The sequence below is a fragment of the Lysobacter sp. Soil_N_23 genome (genome assembly GCF_057656135.1).
This window is the reverse complement of record NZ_JBDGKY010000019.1, coordinates 38,013-51,130: the sequence shown is the minus strand read 5'-3', so window position 1 is coordinate 51,130 and position 13,118 is coordinate 38,013. Positions and strand designations below refer to the sequence as shown.

At 68.1% G+C, this 13,118-nt stretch carries 16 protein-coding genes; 4 read left to right on the top strand and 12 right to left on the bottom strand.

From position 1 onward, the window contains the following. Positions 1-105 precede the first annotated feature (105 nt). On the top strand, positions 106-294 hold the full coding sequence (locus tag AC3A3X_RS14040; RefSeq protein WP_487583639.1) for a hypothetical protein: 189 nt from the start codon (positions 106-108) through the stop codon (positions 292-294). A 17-nt stretch (positions 295-311) separates the two neighbouring features. On the opposite strand, the gene AC3A3X_RS14035 is transcribed toward AC3A3X_RS14040, so the two are convergent. After that, a complete protein-coding gene (locus tag AC3A3X_RS14035; RefSeq protein WP_487583638.1) occupies positions 312-653 on the bottom strand; it encodes a high-potential iron-sulfur protein in 342 nt (113 codons plus the stop codon). A gap of 104 nt (positions 654-757) precedes the next feature. On the opposite strand from AC3A3X_RS14035, the gene AC3A3X_RS14030 reads away from it, so the two are divergent. From AC3A3X_RS14030 to mtnC, 3 genes are all read left to right on the top strand, one after another. Then, on the top strand, positions 758-1,396 hold the full coding sequence (locus AC3A3X_RS14030; RefSeq protein ID WP_487583637.1) for a methylthioribulose 1-phosphate dehydratase: 639 nt from the start codon (positions 758-760) through the stop codon (positions 1,394-1,396). Next, positions 1,393-1,950 (top strand): 1,2-dihydroxy-3-keto-5-methylthiopentene dioxygenase, encoded by a 558-nt coding sequence (locus AC3A3X_RS14025; protein WP_487583636.1) that lies wholly within the window; start codon positions 1,393-1,395, stop codon positions 1,948-1,950. Before AC3A3X_RS14030 ends, AC3A3X_RS14025 begins: the two co-directional genes overlap by 4 nt. 156 nt (positions 1,951-2,106) lie before the next feature. Continuing rightward, the gene (gene mtnC, locus AC3A3X_RS14020) at positions 2,107-2,805 is read left to right on the top strand and encodes an acireductone synthase (RefSeq protein ID WP_487583635.1); all 699 of its coding nucleotides are present in this window, start codon (positions 2,107-2,109) and stop codon (positions 2,803-2,805) included. Between the two features lie 220 nt (positions 2,806-3,025). On the opposite strand, the gene AC3A3X_RS14015 is transcribed toward mtnC, so the two are convergent. The 11 genes from AC3A3X_RS14015 to AC3A3X_RS13965 all read right to left on the bottom strand — a co-directional run bounded on the left by AC3A3X_RS14015 (position 3,026) and on the right by AC3A3X_RS13965 (position 13,023). Continuing rightward, a complete protein-coding gene (locus tag AC3A3X_RS14015; RefSeq protein ID WP_487583634.1) occupies positions 3,026-3,610 on the bottom strand; it encodes a YdeI/OmpD-associated family protein in 585 nt (194 codons plus the stop codon). A 4-nt stretch (positions 3,611-3,614) separates the two neighbouring features. Further along, complete coding sequence (locus AC3A3X_RS14010) at positions 3,615-5,204, bottom strand: calcineurin-like phosphoesterase C-terminal domain-containing protein (RefSeq protein WP_487583633.1); 1,590 nt, start codon at positions 5,202-5,204, stop codon at positions 3,615-3,617. A gap of 194 nt (positions 5,205-5,398) precedes the next feature. Further along, positions 5,399-6,028, bottom strand: a complete 630-nt coding sequence (hisIE, locus tag AC3A3X_RS14005) for a bifunctional phosphoribosyl-AMP cyclohydrolase/phosphoribosyl-ATP diphosphatase HisIE (RefSeq protein WP_487583632.1) — start codon at positions 6,026-6,028, stop codon at positions 5,399-5,401. After that, positions 6,018-6,794 (bottom strand): imidazole glycerol phosphate synthase subunit HisF, encoded by a 777-nt coding sequence (hisF, locus tag AC3A3X_RS14000; protein ID WP_487583631.1) that lies wholly within the window; start codon positions 6,792-6,794, stop codon positions 6,018-6,020. Before hisF ends, hisIE begins: the two co-directional genes overlap by 11 nt. Next, positions 6,788-7,534, bottom strand: a complete 747-nt coding sequence (hisA, locus tag AC3A3X_RS13995) for a 1-(5-phosphoribosyl)-5-[(5-phosphoribosylamino)methylideneamino]imidazole-4-carboxamide isomerase (protein WP_487583661.1) — start codon at positions 7,532-7,534, stop codon at positions 6,788-6,790. The genes hisF and hisA overlap by 7 nt, the downstream gene beginning before the upstream one ends. A gap of 32 nt (positions 7,535-7,566) precedes the next feature. Next, positions 7,567-8,169 (bottom strand): imidazole glycerol phosphate synthase subunit HisH, encoded by a 603-nt coding sequence (gene hisH / locus AC3A3X_RS13990; protein WP_487583630.1) that lies wholly within the window; start codon positions 8,167-8,169, stop codon positions 7,567-7,569. Between the two features lie 55 nt (positions 8,170-8,224). Beyond that, positions 8,225-9,304: a bifunctional histidinol-phosphatase/imidazoleglycerol-phosphate dehydratase HisB gene (gene hisB, locus AC3A3X_RS13985; protein WP_487583629.1), complete on the bottom strand. Its 1,080-nt coding sequence runs from the start codon at positions 9,302-9,304 to the stop codon at positions 8,225-8,227. Further along, complete coding sequence (gene hisC / locus AC3A3X_RS13980) at positions 9,301-10,407, bottom strand: histidinol-phosphate transaminase (RefSeq protein WP_487583628.1); 1,107 nt, start codon at positions 10,405-10,407, stop codon at positions 9,301-9,303. Before hisC ends, hisB begins: the two co-directional genes overlap by 4 nt. Continuing rightward, entirely contained in the window at positions 10,404-11,705 is a 1,302-nt protein-coding gene (gene hisD / locus AC3A3X_RS13975; protein WP_487583660.1) for a histidinol dehydrogenase, read from the bottom strand. The genes hisC and hisD overlap by 4 nt, the downstream gene beginning before the upstream one ends. A gap of 23 nt (positions 11,706-11,728) precedes the next feature. Next, complete coding sequence (gene hisG, locus AC3A3X_RS13970; protein ID WP_487583627.1) at positions 11,729-12,643, bottom strand: ATP phosphoribosyltransferase; 915 nt, start codon at positions 12,641-12,643, stop codon at positions 11,729-11,731. 14 nt (positions 12,644-12,657) lie between these two features. Next, positions 12,658-13,023, bottom strand: coding sequence for a YerC/YecD family TrpR-related protein (locus AC3A3X_RS13965; RefSeq protein WP_487583626.1), 366 nt, complete (start codon positions 13,021-13,023; stop codon positions 12,658-12,660). Positions 13,024-13,118 lie beyond the last annotated feature (95 nt).

Genomic DNA, 13,118 nt, shown 5'->3' with positions numbered 1-13,118 from the left:
AGGTCGACGCGCGACATATTCTCGAGCGAATTTGATCGAGCGCAGGAAAGCCGGCCCGCACGCTTGACACGCTGTCCAGGACTTCATCCACACGGACACAGTGTCATGATCCAGTTCACCGATGCCGACCTGATCGTTGGTGGCGACGTACGGGTAATCAACCCCCACCGCAATCAGTTCAACCAGATCGGCCAGGTCGTGGGCATCCATCCGGACACCACGCCAACCACCATCGAAGTGTGCTTCGACGGCGAGGCACACTTCTTCGAATGGTCGGATCTGGCACTGACCTGATCGATCAGCTGCGGCGTTCAGGCTTTCTTCGCCCAGGCCGAGCACCAGCCCTTCGCCGCGACGCTGTGCTGCGGGAACATCAGGCACGGGCCATGGGCCTGCCCGGGCGCCCCCTTGTAGAAGTTGCAGTTCGCGCAGTCGCTGCCCGGCTTGAATAACGGATGTTTCACAGCTGCCGCATTCGGGGTGTAGGCCAGGGCCTTGGCCTGCGGGTTGTCGAGCGGCAGCGGCGGAAGTGCGGCTGGCTGCGTGGCGGGCTTTGCGGCCTGCGCCAGCGCGGCCTGCGCGGTCAGGCTGGCCAGGACGAAAGCCGCGAAGCGGCCGAGGAATCCACGGCGTGAGGGATCGTGAGCGTTCATGGGCCACCTCCTCCGGCCCTCAGTATGCGCCAGTTGCCCCGGACCGGAACTTCCGCCTACCGCTGAAATACGGCGAGGCTCCCTGTTTCGCTACACTTTGCGCCATGAGCACCCCACTGCCCTACGACCCCCAGCGCCTGGCGCATTGCGCCGGGGAGATCATCGTCAACGTGCGCGAGCTGTCGGAGCTGGGCTGGACGCCTGCGACCAGCAGCAACTTCTCGCGCCGCATGGACGACCGGCACATCGCCATCACCGTCTCCGGACGCGACAAGGGCCGACTGACCGAGTCCGACATCATGGTCGTCGACCTCGACGGCAAGCCGGTCGCGACCAGCAACAAGTCCTCGGCCGAAACCCTGCTGCACACCCAGTTGTACAAGCGCTTCCCCGAAATCGGCTGCGTCCTGCACACGCATTCCAAGGTGCAGACGGTGGCTTCGCGCCTGTACTCCGGCCAGGGCCACGTGCACCTGGAGGGCTACGAGCTCTTGAAAGCCTTCAGCGGCAACACCACTCACGAGATGAGCGTCGAGCTGCCGGTACTGCCCAACAGCCAGGACATGCACACGCTGGCCGCCCAGGTCGACTGCCTGCTCGACCGCAAGGCGATGTGGGGTTACCTGATCGACGGCCATGGGCTGTATGCCTGGGGCAAGGACATGCCAGAGGCCCGACGCCACCTGGAAGCATTCGAATTCCTGCTCGGCTGCGAGCTTGAAATCAGGAGACTGCAGCGATGAGCCGCTTGCGCATTTTCAGCGAAACCGACACCACCACGCCGAGCCTGGCCACTACCGACCAGGCGCAGATCGCGCGCGAACTGCAGCGCATCGGCGTGGCCTTCGAGCAGTGGCAGGCCAGCGCGCCGGTCGCCCCGGGCGACGCGCCGGAAAAGATCATGGAGGCCTATCGCGCCGACATCGATCGCCTGGTCGGCGAGCGCGGCTTCAAGACCGTCGACGTGGTCAGCATCGCCCCGGACAATCCGCAGCGCGAGGTCATGCGCGCCAAGTTCCTCGACGAGCACTTCCACAAGGAAGACGAGGTGCGTTTCTTCGTCGCCGGCTCCGGACTGTTCACCCTGCATGTCGGCGAGCAGGTCTACGAGATCCGGTGCGAGCAGGGCGACCTGATCGCCGTGCCCGACAGCACCAGGCACTGGTTCGACATGGGTCCGGAGCCGAGCTTCATCGCGATCCGCTTCTTCACCGAGCCCGATGGCTGGGTCGGCCACTTCACCGGCACCGACATCGCCCAGCGCTTCCCGCGTTATGAGAAGGGGCAGGCGGGCTGAGGCGCAGCGCCTCCTGCCCGCCCCCCACGCCGTCATTCCCGCGCAGGCGGGAACCCAGTGTCGTTGCCTTCGGCGCGAACAACAAAGTCCCTGGGTCCCCGCCTTCGCGGGGATGACGGGCACACAGTTGGGCACACAACTGAAATCGGAACCGCCATGACCACCCGCGCCATCCTCACCGACATCGAGGGCACCACCAGCAGCATCTCCTTCGTCAAGGACGTGCTGTTCCCGTATGCCCGCCGTGCCCTGCCCCGCTTTGTCGTCGCGCGCGGCAAGGAGCCGGCGGTCCGCAAATGGCTCGATGCCGTCGCCACCGAGAATGGCGGCATGTGCGACGACGCCATGATCGTCGAGGTGCTGCAGGGATGGATCGACGAAGACCGCAAGCACACCGCGCTCAAGGCCCTGCAGGGCATGATCTGGGCCGACGGCTACAAGAGCGCCGATTTCACCGCGCACATCTACCCGGACGCCGCACCGGCACTGCGCGGCTGGCACGCTGACGGGCTGCCGCTGTTCGTGTACTCCTCGGGCAGCGTGCCGGCGCAGCGGCTGTTCTTTGGCCACAGCGACGCGGGCGACCTGACGGCGCTGTTCTCGGGCTGGTTCGACACCGAGATGGGCGGCAAGCGCGAGGCGCAGAGCTACCGCAACATCGTCGAGTCGATCGGCATCCCGGCTTGCGAGATCGTGTTCCTGTCCGACGTGGTCGAGGAGCTCGATGCCGCGCGCGAGGCCAGTCTGCAGACCGTGTTGATCGACCGTCGTGACGACTATCCGCAGCCGCGCCAGGGCGAGGCGGCGCACGGACATACGCGAGTCGAGCGCTTCGACCAGATCGAACTGGCCTGAGACCCCGTCATCCCGGCAAACGCCGGGCCCCAGGCCCGAAGCCCGTCCGCCTCATCACCGTCATCCCGGCGAAAGCCGGGATCCAGGCCCGTAGCCCGTCCGCCTCGTCACCGTCATCCCGGCGAAAGCCGGGATCCATGTTGACCTTCGGTTCGCCCGCAAGCACGGAGGCAACGAAAGGTGGGTCCCGGCTTTCGCCGGGACGACGTGGGCCGTAGCGCTAAGCGTGGATCTTCTCGCCCCTGGCCAGCATCTCGACGAACTTCGCAGCACGCGCAATGCGCGTTTCCGCCTTCTTCGCGGTATGCACGCGCCAGCAGAAGGCATAGCGGTTGGTACCGTCGAGTTGTTCGAAGAACCGGCGCGCCTTCGCGTTCTTCGCCAGCGCCGCCGCCAGCTCCGGCGGCACCTCCATGCCGCTGGCCGCGTGATACGCCGCCTGCCAGCGACCGTCGGCGCGTGCCGCCTCGACTTCGCGCAGTCCACCCGGCTGCATGCGCCCTTCGGCAATCAGCCGCTCGACCTTGCCGACGTTGATCTTCGACCACAGGCTCTTCGGCCGACGCGGCGTGAACCGCTGCAGGAAGTACTGGTCGTCGCAGGCGCGCTTGAGGCCGTCGATCCAACCGTGGCACAGCGCCACGTCGAGGGCCTCGGCATAGGTCACCGAGACCACGCCCTTGTCCTTCTTGGCGATCTTCAGCCACAGTCCGGGTGCGCTGGCGTGGGCCAGCAGCCACCTCTCCCAGGCCGCGGCATTGCCGAACAGCTGGATCGGCAAGTCGTTGGGCAGTGTCGCAACCATCGATCTACTCCTTGGCCTGGTCGAGACGGTAACTGGTCTGGTCGCTCAACTCGCCACGCCAGCGATCGAAGACCCGCACCTGGATCCGATGCTCGCCGGCGCCGACATCGGTCGGCAGGACACCGCGCCACAGGTGGGTCGAGGGCACGGCTTCCGGCGAACGGTCGTAACCACGCAACTGCTCGGCCTTGTCGTCGGCCAGGTTCTCCGCGGCCAGGGTCGGGTCCGGCTGCGACACGCGCCGCATCGGCTTCCACGCACCCTCGTCGATGCGGTACTCGACGCGGCTGTCGGCGTCGCCCATGAAGACGTTGGCATAGACGCCGTTGGCAGCCCACGCCCCCAGTCGCAGCACCTTCGGCGCGTAGAGCGCCATCGCGCGGTCGGCCGGCGCGCGCGCGACCTGGTAGCGCAGCGAGTACTCGCCGTCCGGCTTGAAGGTCAGCCAGGCGTAGCCGTTGGGCGTGCCGTCGCTCATGGTGGTGTCGGGAATGCCCTGCGCGTCCTTGACGCCCGACCAGAACGCGCCGCAGGTCGCGCCGACGTTGTACTCGTGCAGCGGCTGCGCACCGTGCCAGCCGGTCGCGGCATCGTGGCGGTAGTGGCGCTGGTTGTGCGTGTGCGCGCTCAGCAGCAGCACCTGGCTGTGGTCCTTGAGCATCGCGAACAGGCGATCGCGGTCGACGCGACGGAAGCTCTCCACGCCCGGATACGGCTCGAAGAACGGGATGTGCACCGAGATCACCACCCGCCGGTCCTTCGGCAACGTCGCCAGGTAGGCCTGCAGGAACGCGAACTGATCCTCGCGCAGTCCGCCGATGTAGGCAGGTTGCTGGCCCGGCAGGTAGACCACGTCGTCAAGCACGATGAAGCTCGCCTGCGGCTCTTCCCAGGCGTAGCTGTCGGGGCCGAACACGTTGCGGAACGACAGCAATGCGTCCTCGTCGCGGCCGGCATCGAAATCGAGGTCGTGATTGCCGGGCACATGCATCCACGGGACGCCGAGCTGCGAGGTGACACGGTTCAGCGCCGGGTACAGGCTGAGGTCGTCGTTGACGATGTCGCCCAGGCTCAGACCCAACCGCACGTCGTGCCTGCCGACCAGGGGAGCGACGATGTCGCGCTCGTAGTAGCCGACATCGGCCAGGCTCTTGGGCTGCGGATCACCGAACACCAGCATCTTCAGGTCTCCACCGACCCGGGGCTGCTTGCGCAAGGCGAAATCCAGCTCGGTCGCAGTGGTGGCAGGAATGCCGCCGTATCGCAGTTGCGGCGAACCGGCCGGGAAAACGTGATGCCAGAACAGCGGCAATCCGTTCGCGCCCGTGGCAGTGGCGTAGCCGGGAGGCTTGATCACGAACACCGTGCTGCCGTCGAGCGCAGGCAGCCGATAGCGACCCTGTGCATCGGTGACGGCCAGGTAACGGCCGTTGGACACCTTGATACCGGAGATCCCCCGCTCGGAGGCGTCGCGACGCTGGTTGCCGTTGCTGTCCTGGTAGACCGTGCCGGAGACCGGTGCCGGTTGCGCCTGTGCATGCGCCGCGGAGTTGAACATCAGGCACAGGGCAATGAGCAGATGGAATCGCGGCATGTGTCGGTACCGATGAAGCCTTGGGCTGAGGTGGCCATTTTGCCGCAAGCGCCGCCGGACCGCTCCAGCGTCGCGTAGGAGCGAGCTTGCTCGCGATCAGGCCTGTCGATGCCCCTTGCGCACGGTGGGTTTGCAGCGCCTGATCGCGAGCAAGCTCGCTCCTACATGGCCGCGAGGGAGCGGCGCCTGCGCTGTCAGGCGCGGTGGCGCGTTCTCAATAGCGCCTCCACTTCGCGCAGCCCCAGGCCGCGCGCGCGCAGCAGCACCATCAGGTGGTACAGCAGGTCGGCCGCTTCGCCGACCAGCTCCTCGTCCGGCTGCGCCACCGCCGCCAGCGCCGTTTCCACGCCCTCCTCGCCGACCTTCTGGGCGATGCGACGCATGCCGCCCTCGAACAACGAGGTGGTGTAGCTGCCGGCGGGACGCTCGCGCTCACGCGTGGCGATCAGCGCATCGAGTTCGCCCAGGAACGATACATACGCCGGCGCCTGCGGAAAGCAGCTCGTTCGGCCGAGGTGGCAAGTCGGGCCCAGCGGGTGCGCCAGCACCAGAAGGGTGTCGGCATCGCAGTCGGCCTCCACCGCCACCAGTTCAAGGAAATGGCCGGAGCTTTCGCCCTTGGTCCACAGACGATGACGGCTGCGGCTGAAGAAGGTCACATGGCCGCTGTCGAGCGTGGCCTTCAAGGCGTCGCGATCCATGTAGCCGAGCATCAGCACCGCCAGCGTGTCGGCGTCCTGCACCACCGCCGGCAGCAGGCCGCCCTGCTTGTCCCAGGCCAGCCCATCGAACGGGGCCGTGAGTGTGCTGGCTTCAACCGACATCGCGCACCTCGATGCCCTGCCCGCGCAGGTGCCGTTTGAGTTCGGGGATGGGAACCGCGCCGGAATGGAACACGCTGGCCGCCAGCGCCGCGTCGACGTCGGCCTGGCGAAACACTTCGGCGAAATGGGCGATCGTGCCGGCACCGCCGGAGGCTACCAGCGGCACCTGGCAGCGCTGGCGCACCGCCTGCAGCTGCTCGATGTCGTAGCCCTCGCGCACGCCATCGCTGCCCATGCAATTGAGCACGATCTCGCCGGCGCCGCGCTGCTGCGCTTCGTCGACCCAGTCGAGCGTGCGCTGCGGCAGTGCCCGCGTGCGCGACGGGTCGCCGCTGTACTGGCGCACCCGCCACTGTCCATCCTCGTCACGCAGGCTGTCGATGCCCACGACCACGCATTGCTGGCCGAAGGCGTCGGCGATCTCGCCGATCAGCTGCGGACGCTCCAGCGCCGGGGTATTGATCGAAACCTTGTCGGCACCGGCATGGAGCACAACGCGTGCGTCCTCGACCGAACGGATGCCGCCGGCGACGCAGAACGGGATGTCGATCTCGCGTGCCACGCGCTCGACCCAGGCGCGATCGACGCTGCGACCTTCGGGGCTGGCGGTGATGTCGTAGAAGACCAGTTCGTCGGCGCCTTCGTCGCGGTAGCGTAGCGCCAGCGCGACGATGTCGCCCATGTCGACATGATCGCGGAAGCGCACGCCCTTGACGACGCGGCCATCGCGGACGTCCAGGCAGGGAACGATGCGCCGGCTCAACATTGGCGTACCCTGTCGAGCGCTTCGTCGAGGGCGAAGCGCCCCTCGATCAACGCCTTGCCGAGCACCGCGCCGCTGCAGCCGGCGGCACGTGCGGCGAGGATGTCGGCGATGTCGCGGATGCCGCCCGATGCCTGCACGTAGAGCTCCGGTGCGAGCCTGACGATCAGCCGGTACAGGTCGAGGTTGGGGCCGCCGAGCGTGCCGTCGCGGGATATGTCGGTGCACAGCAGGTGCCGCACGCCGCCTTCGGCGAACCGCCGCACCAGCGTCTGCAGACTTGCCGAGCTGCTTTCGGTCCAGCCCGATACCGGCAACTGCCAGTCGCCGTTGCCGTCCTGACGCGCGTCGAGGGCGATGGTGATGCGCTCGGGCCCGAAGCGCTCGACCCAGCCCAGCACCCGCTCAGGTTCACGCACGGCGAGCGAGCCGACTACGACGCGGTCGGCGCCAGCTTCCAGGATGGCGGCCACATCCTCTTCGCCGCGCACGCCGCCGCCGGTCTGCACGCGCAGCCAGCTCGTGCGTGCCAGCACGCGCAGCAGCGGAAGCAAGGTGTAACCGCCGTGGCGGGCGGCATCCAGATCGACCAGGTGCAGCCAGCGCGCACCCTGCCGTGCGTGACGCATCGCCATTTCGACCGGCGGTTCCTCATAGCGGGTCTCGCGGTCGTAGTCGCCCTGGCGCAGTCGCACCATGCGGCCGTCGCGCACGTCGATGGCGGGGTACAGATCGAATTCCATGCCGGGCACCGGCGACAGCAATGGATCGGCGCTCATGCCGCCTCCATCGCCAGGAAGTTCGCCAGCAGCCGCTGGCCCACGGCTGCCGATCGCTCCGGGTGGAACTGCGCGCCGAAGCAGTTGCCGCGACCGGCCACCGCCGTGAATGCAGTGCCGTGTTCGCTGCTGGCCAGGGTCTCCCCGCTCAGCGGCGCCGTATAGCCGTGCACGAAATAGGCGTGCGCCCCGGCATCGATGCCATCGAGCAGCCCTGTCGCCTGCGACGGCTGCAACTGGTTCCAACCCATGTGCGGCACGCGTACTCCCGGTGCGGATGTCATGCGGACGATGCGGCCTGGCAACAACCCGAGGCATTCGACGTCGCCCTCCTCGGAGGACTCGTACAGCAGCTGCATGCCCAGGCAGATCCCGAGCAGCGGCTGCCGTAGCCGACGGATCGGCTCGACCAGCCCGAGCTCGCGCAGCCGCGCCATCGCCGGCGGCGCCGCGCCGACCCCGGGCAGGATCACGCGTTGCGCGGCCGTGATGGTGTCGGCGTCGGCACTGAGTACCGCGCGCGCTCCCAACCTCTCAAGCGCGTAACGCACCGAGCCGATGTTCCCCCCACCCCAGTCGATGAGTACGACCTGCGTCACTTGCGTTGCGCTCCGTTGTATTCCACTGCAATCACATTCATTCCTTGCCCGGGGCCTACAGGCTGCCCTTGGTGCTGGGCAGCTCATTGCCTTCGCGCCGGATCGCCTGGCGCAGCGAACGCGCGACCGCCTTGAAGCAGGCTTCGACCTTGTGATGGTCGTTGTCACCCCGCACGCGCAGGTTGAGATTCAGACCGGCACCCTCGCACAGGGAGCGGAAGAAGTGCGGCACCAGTTCGGTCGGCAGGCCGCCCACGCACTCGCGGCTGAACGCGCCGTCGAAAACGAAGTACGGGCGCCCGGAGAAATCCAGCGCGGCGCTGGCCAGGCTTTCGTCCATGGGCAGGGTGAAGCCGTAGCGGCCGATGCCGCGCTTGTCGCCGAGCGCCTCACGCAGCGCCTGGCCGAGCGCCAGCGCACTGTCCTCGACGGTGTGGTGCTCGTCGATGTGCAGGTCGCCGTCGCAACGCAGCTCCAGGGCAAAACCACCGTGCTTGCCGATCTGCTCGAGCATGTGGTCGAAGAAGCCCAGTCCGGTGCTGACCACCGGCTCGGCGCCACGATCGAGGTCCAGGCCGACTTCGATCCGGGTCTCGCGGGTCGTGCGGTTGACGCGCGCGGTACGTGGCGCATCGGCCAGGGCATGGGCAATGCCGCTCCAGTCCCATTCGCCGCCGAACTGCGCGGTGCGCAACTGGAACGCGCGGATGCCGAGATTGCGGGCAAACGCGTTGTCGGTCTCGCGGTCGCCGACCATCGCCGAGCGCGTCCAGTCGATGGTGCGGTCCTGCAGGAACGGCAGCGCCAGGCCGATCCCGGGCTTGCGCGTGGGTGCGTTGTCGGCCGGCAGGCTGGTGTCGATCAGCACGTCGCGGAAGGCGATTCCCTGGCTTTCGAACACCTGCATCATCAAGCCGTGCGGGCCATCGAAGTCCGCGCGCGGGAACGACGCGCTGCCGAGGCCGTCCTGGTTGGTGACCATCACGAACTGGTAGCCTGCATCGCGCAGGCGCAGCATCGCCGGGATCACGCCGGCGACGAAGCGCAGCTTGTCGAAGCGATCGATCTGGAAGTCGGACGGCTCTTCGATCAGGGTGCCGTCGCGGTCCACGAACAGGATGGGCGTGGCACTCATCGCAGGCCCTCGCTGAGCACCGCCAGCACCTGCCGGTTCTGTTCGGGTGTTCCCAGGCTGATGCGCAGCGCGTCGGCGAGCCCCGGCGCGGATCGCATGTCGCGGACCACCACACCGGCCGCCAGCAGGGCGTCGAACGCCGCCTGGGCATCGTCGAAGCGCGCGAGCACGAAGTTGGCGCGCGAGTCGTAGGCGCGGCGCACACCCGGCAAGGCGGCCAACGCCGAGCCCAGTTGTTCGCGCTCGCCGCGCACGGTGTCGATGTGCTCGCCGGTGACCGATCGCACCTGCGGTGCCAGTGCCTGCAATGCCTGCGCAGTGCAGGCGGCCGGCAATGGATACGGCGCCTGGCAGCGCCGCAGCAATTCGATCAGATCAGCATCGGCGATCACGCTGCCGATGCGCGCCGCAGCCAGTGCGTGTGCCTTGGACAGGGTCCGCAGCACGACCACGTTGCGCTGCGCCGGCAACAGGCTGATCGCCGAGGGGGCATCGGCAAACTCGACGTAGGCCTCGTCGACGACGACCAGCGCCTGGCCATCGAGGTCGCGCGCCAGTCGCGCAATGTCATCGAGCGGCAGCAGCGCTCCGGTCGGGTTGCCGGGCGAACACAGGAACACGAGCTTGACGCCATCACGCCGCACTGCCGCAGCGATCGCCGCGAAGTCGCACTGCCAGCCCCGTGCATCCTCCACCAGCGGCACGTCGACCACGCGCGTGCCGTGCAGACGCGCACTGACCGCGTACATGCCGAACGTGGGCGTGGTGACTAGCACCGCATCTTCGCCCGGCCGGCACACCGCCCGCACCAGCAGGTCGATGCCTTCGTCGCTGCCGCGCCCCGCCAGCAGCTGTTCGGGGGCACAGCCATACAGCCCGGCCAATGCTTCGCGCAACACCTGGGGTTGCGGATCCGGATATCGGCGCAGCGTTCCGTCGCCATCTGCGTCATTGCGCCACGGCGATTCGTTGGCATTGAGCCAGACGCTGCCCTGCAGGCGCTGGCTGCGCGCCGACTGATAACCGGCAAAGCCGCGCAGGTCTTCGCGCACCAGCAACAGCGGGCTGCTGGCGATGCTCAACGCATCGGCGGCCGCGCTCATGCCGCCACCGCCTGCAGGCGCAGCGCAACGGCCTGGAGGTGCGCGTCGAGCCCTTCGGCGCGCGCCAGCTCGACCGCGCAAGGACCGATCGCTTCGATCCCCTGCGGCTGCACTTCCTGCACGGTGATGGCGATCTGGAAACTGGCGACATTGAGGCCGCCGCTGAAGCGCGCCGCGCCACTGGTCGGCAACACGTGATTGGTGCCGCTGCAGTAGTCGCCCAGCGCCTCCGGTGCCCAGTCGCCGAGGAATACCGAGCCGGCTGCCTGCACCTGTGGCAGCCAGCGCCGCGCTTCGCGCACGGCCAGGATCAGGTGCTCGGGTGCGTATTGGTTGCTGACCTGCAGCGCCTGGTCGATCGTTTCGACCCGGATCGCGCACGAAGCCTCGAGCGCCTGGAGGGCGATGGCAATACGTGGCAAGGTTTCGACTTGCCGGGACAGTTCAATGGCGACCGCGTCGAGCAGTTCATCGCTGTCGCTGAGGAGCACCACCTGCGAATCCGGACCATGCTCGGCCTGCGACAGCAGGTCGGCGGCAACGAAGGCGGCATTGGCGCCGCCATCGGCGATCACCAGCACCTCCGAGGGGCCGGCCGGCATGTCGATGGCCGGGCCGTCCTGGCTCATCGCGACCTGGCGCTTGGCCTCGGTGACATAGGCGTTGCCGGGGCCGAAGAGCTTGTCGCAACGCGACACGCTGCCGGTTCCGAAGGCCATCGCGGCGATCGCCTGCGCGCCACCGACCTTGAAGATGCGATCGATGCCGCAACGCTGCGCCGCGTACAGCACCGCAGGGTCGGCACTGCCGTCCCGGCGTGGCGGTGTGCACAGCACCACCTCGGGGCATCCCGCCAGCTGTGCCGGCACGCCCAGCATCAACGCGGTCGACGGCAATGGCGCCGAGCCGGCCGGCACGTACAGGCCGACGCGACGGATGGGACGCAGCACGCGCTCGCAACGCACGCCCGGTGCGGTGTCGATGGCGTAGGCGCTGCTCATGCCCGCCTCGTGGAACAGCGCGATGCGCGCGGCCGCTTCGTCGATGGCCTGGCGCAATGCCGCAGGCAGGCAATCGACCGCCGCACGCAGTTCGTCGGCACCAACACGCAAGTCGCCCAATTCGACCCCATCGAAGCGGAGCGCGAAAGCGCGCAGAGCGGCATCGCCGTTGTCGCGGACCTCGTCGATGATCGCGGCGACGGCGGTGGTGGTCACGGCCGACGTGCGTTGAGCGGGGCGTCGAAGCAACTGCGCACGCTCGGCTGCATCGAGACGGTTCCAGTCGGCGCGGCGCATCAGCGGACCGGTGGCGATGGCGCTCATGCCAGCATGCCCTCCACCGGCAGCACCATCAGCCCGCGCGCCCCGGCACGCTTGAGTTCCTCCAGCCGCTGCCAGGTGACAGCGCCGTGGCACAGCGCCTGCAGTGCCAGGTCGTCGCCGTCGTCCAGGCGCATCACGGTCGGCGCCTCGGCATCCGGCAGCAGCGGCAGCAGGCTGGGCAGCAGGTTTCGCGGCGCCTGGAACATCAGCAGCTTGCTGTGGTGGATGCGCAGCGCACCATCGAGGCGTCGAAGCAGCAGGTCGGCGAGTTCGCCGCGGACCGGGTCGAACTCCGCCGACGGACCGGCCAGCACCGCTTCACTTTCCAGCAGTGTCATCACCGGCTTGAGCTGGTTGGCCAACAGCGTTGCGCCGCTGGAAACGAGGTCGCAGATCGCCTCCGCCTGTCCCAGGCGCGGGGCGATCTCCACCGAGCCCGACAGCAGCACGACGTCGGCGGCAATGCCCTGCGCTTCCAGCCAGCGCGAGAGCAGCGCCGGGTAGCTGGTGGCGATGCGCTTGCCGGTCAACTGCTCCGGTCCCTGCCAGTCCCAGGCATCGGGCACCGCCAGCGCCAGCCGGCAGCTGCCGAAGCCCAGCGCCCGCCACTCACGGAATGCCGATGGCTGGCCATTTCCGGAGCGGCCGCCGTCCTGCTCGAGCAGGACATTGCGACCGACGATGCCCAGGTCGCAGACGCCGTCGGCGATCAGCCCCGGAATGTCGTCGTCGCGCACCAGCAGCAGGTCGATCGGCAGGCTTTCGCCATAGCAGAACAGGCGATCGCGGCTCTCGCGCCAGCTCAGGCCGCACGAGGCCAGCAGCGCGCGCGCCGGCTCGGCCAGGCGGCCGGACTTCTGGATGGCGATGCGCAGGCGATCGCGCACCGGGGTGTTGGCTGGGGGACTCATGGACTGGAACTCGACTAGTCGCTGCTGCGGGCGGACGCCGGCCCGGTCTCGCCGGTCTCGGAAGTTTTTTTGTCGGCTTCGCCGACTTGGCGCTGGTAGGCGATGGCGTAGCCGCCGGCGCCGCGTTCGAGGCTGCGGGCCACGCGCCCGATGGTGGTGACGCTGACCTGGGTGCGGTCGTGGATCTCGCGATAGGGGACGTTGTCGATCAGCAGCGGCACCACCCGCCAGCGGTCGGTCATCGCCTCCAGCTCGGCCGGCGTGCACAGGTCCTCGAGGAAGGCCCGGACCTCCTGCGAACTCCGCAGCGCCAGCAGCGCCGAGGCAAGCCCGGCGAGGTCGTCGTCACCGCGATCGGGTTCTGGAGGGCGTCGCTTCATGGCTTTGTACTAATGTATTAACGTGCTAATACATTAATCTGTCATACTGACCCCTGTCAACCAGGCCTCGCCCGTGGCCCGACCCTCGTCGGAGG

Bases quoted from the DNA above. Each gene is read 5' to 3' on its own strand.
- AC3A3X_RS14040 (WP_487583639.1), top strand. From the start codon at position 106: ATGATCCAGTTCACCGATGCCGACCTGATCGTTGGTGGCGACGTACGG.
- AC3A3X_RS14035 (WP_487583638.1), bottom strand. From the start codon at position 653: ATGAACGCTCACGATCCCTCACGCCGTGGATTCCTCGGCCGCTTCGCG.
- AC3A3X_RS14030 (WP_487583637.1), top strand. From the start codon at position 758: ATGAGCACCCCACTGCCCTACGACCCCCAGCGCCTGGCGCATTGCGCC.
- AC3A3X_RS14025 (WP_487583636.1), top strand. From the start codon at position 1,393: ATGAGCCGCTTGCGCATTTTCAGCGAAACCGACACCACCACGCCGAGC.
- mtnC (WP_487583635.1), top strand. From the start codon at position 2,107: ATGACCACCCGCGCCATCCTCACCGACATCGAGGGCACCACCAGCAGC.
- AC3A3X_RS14015 (WP_487583634.1), bottom strand. From the start codon at position 3,610: ATGGTTGCGACACTGCCCAACGACTTGCCGATCCAGCTGTTCGGCAAT.
- AC3A3X_RS14010 (WP_487583633.1), bottom strand. From the start codon at position 5,204: ATGCCGCGATTCCATCTGCTCATTGCCCTGTGCCTGATGTTCAACTCC.
- hisIE (WP_487583632.1), bottom strand. From the start codon at position 6,028: ATGTCGGTTGAAGCCAGCACACTCACGGCCCCGTTCGATGGGCTGGCC.
- hisF (WP_487583631.1), bottom strand. From the start codon at position 6,794: ATGTTGAGCCGGCGCATCGTTCCCTGCCTGGACGTCCGCGATGGCCGC.
- hisA (WP_487583661.1), bottom strand. From the start codon at position 7,534: ATGGAATTCGATCTGTACCCCGCCATCGACGTGCGCGACGGCCGCATG.
- hisB (WP_487583629.1), bottom strand. From the start codon at position 9,304: ATGAGTGCCACGCCCATCCTGTTCGTGGACCGCGACGGCACCCTGATC.
- hisC (WP_487583628.1), bottom strand. From the start codon at position 10,407: ATGAGCGCGGCCGCCGATGCGTTGAGCATCGCCAGCAGCCCGCTGTTG.
- hisD (WP_487583660.1), bottom strand. From the start codon at position 11,705: ATGCGCCGCGCCGACTGGAACCGTCTCGATGCAGCCGAGCGTGCGCAG.
- hisG (WP_487583627.1), bottom strand. From the start codon at position 12,643: ATGAGTCCCCCAGCCAACACCCCGGTGCGCGATCGCCTGCGCATCGCC.
- AC3A3X_RS13965 (WP_487583626.1), bottom strand. From the start codon at position 13,023: ATGAAGCGACGCCCTCCAGAACCCGATCGCGGTGACGACGACCTCGCC.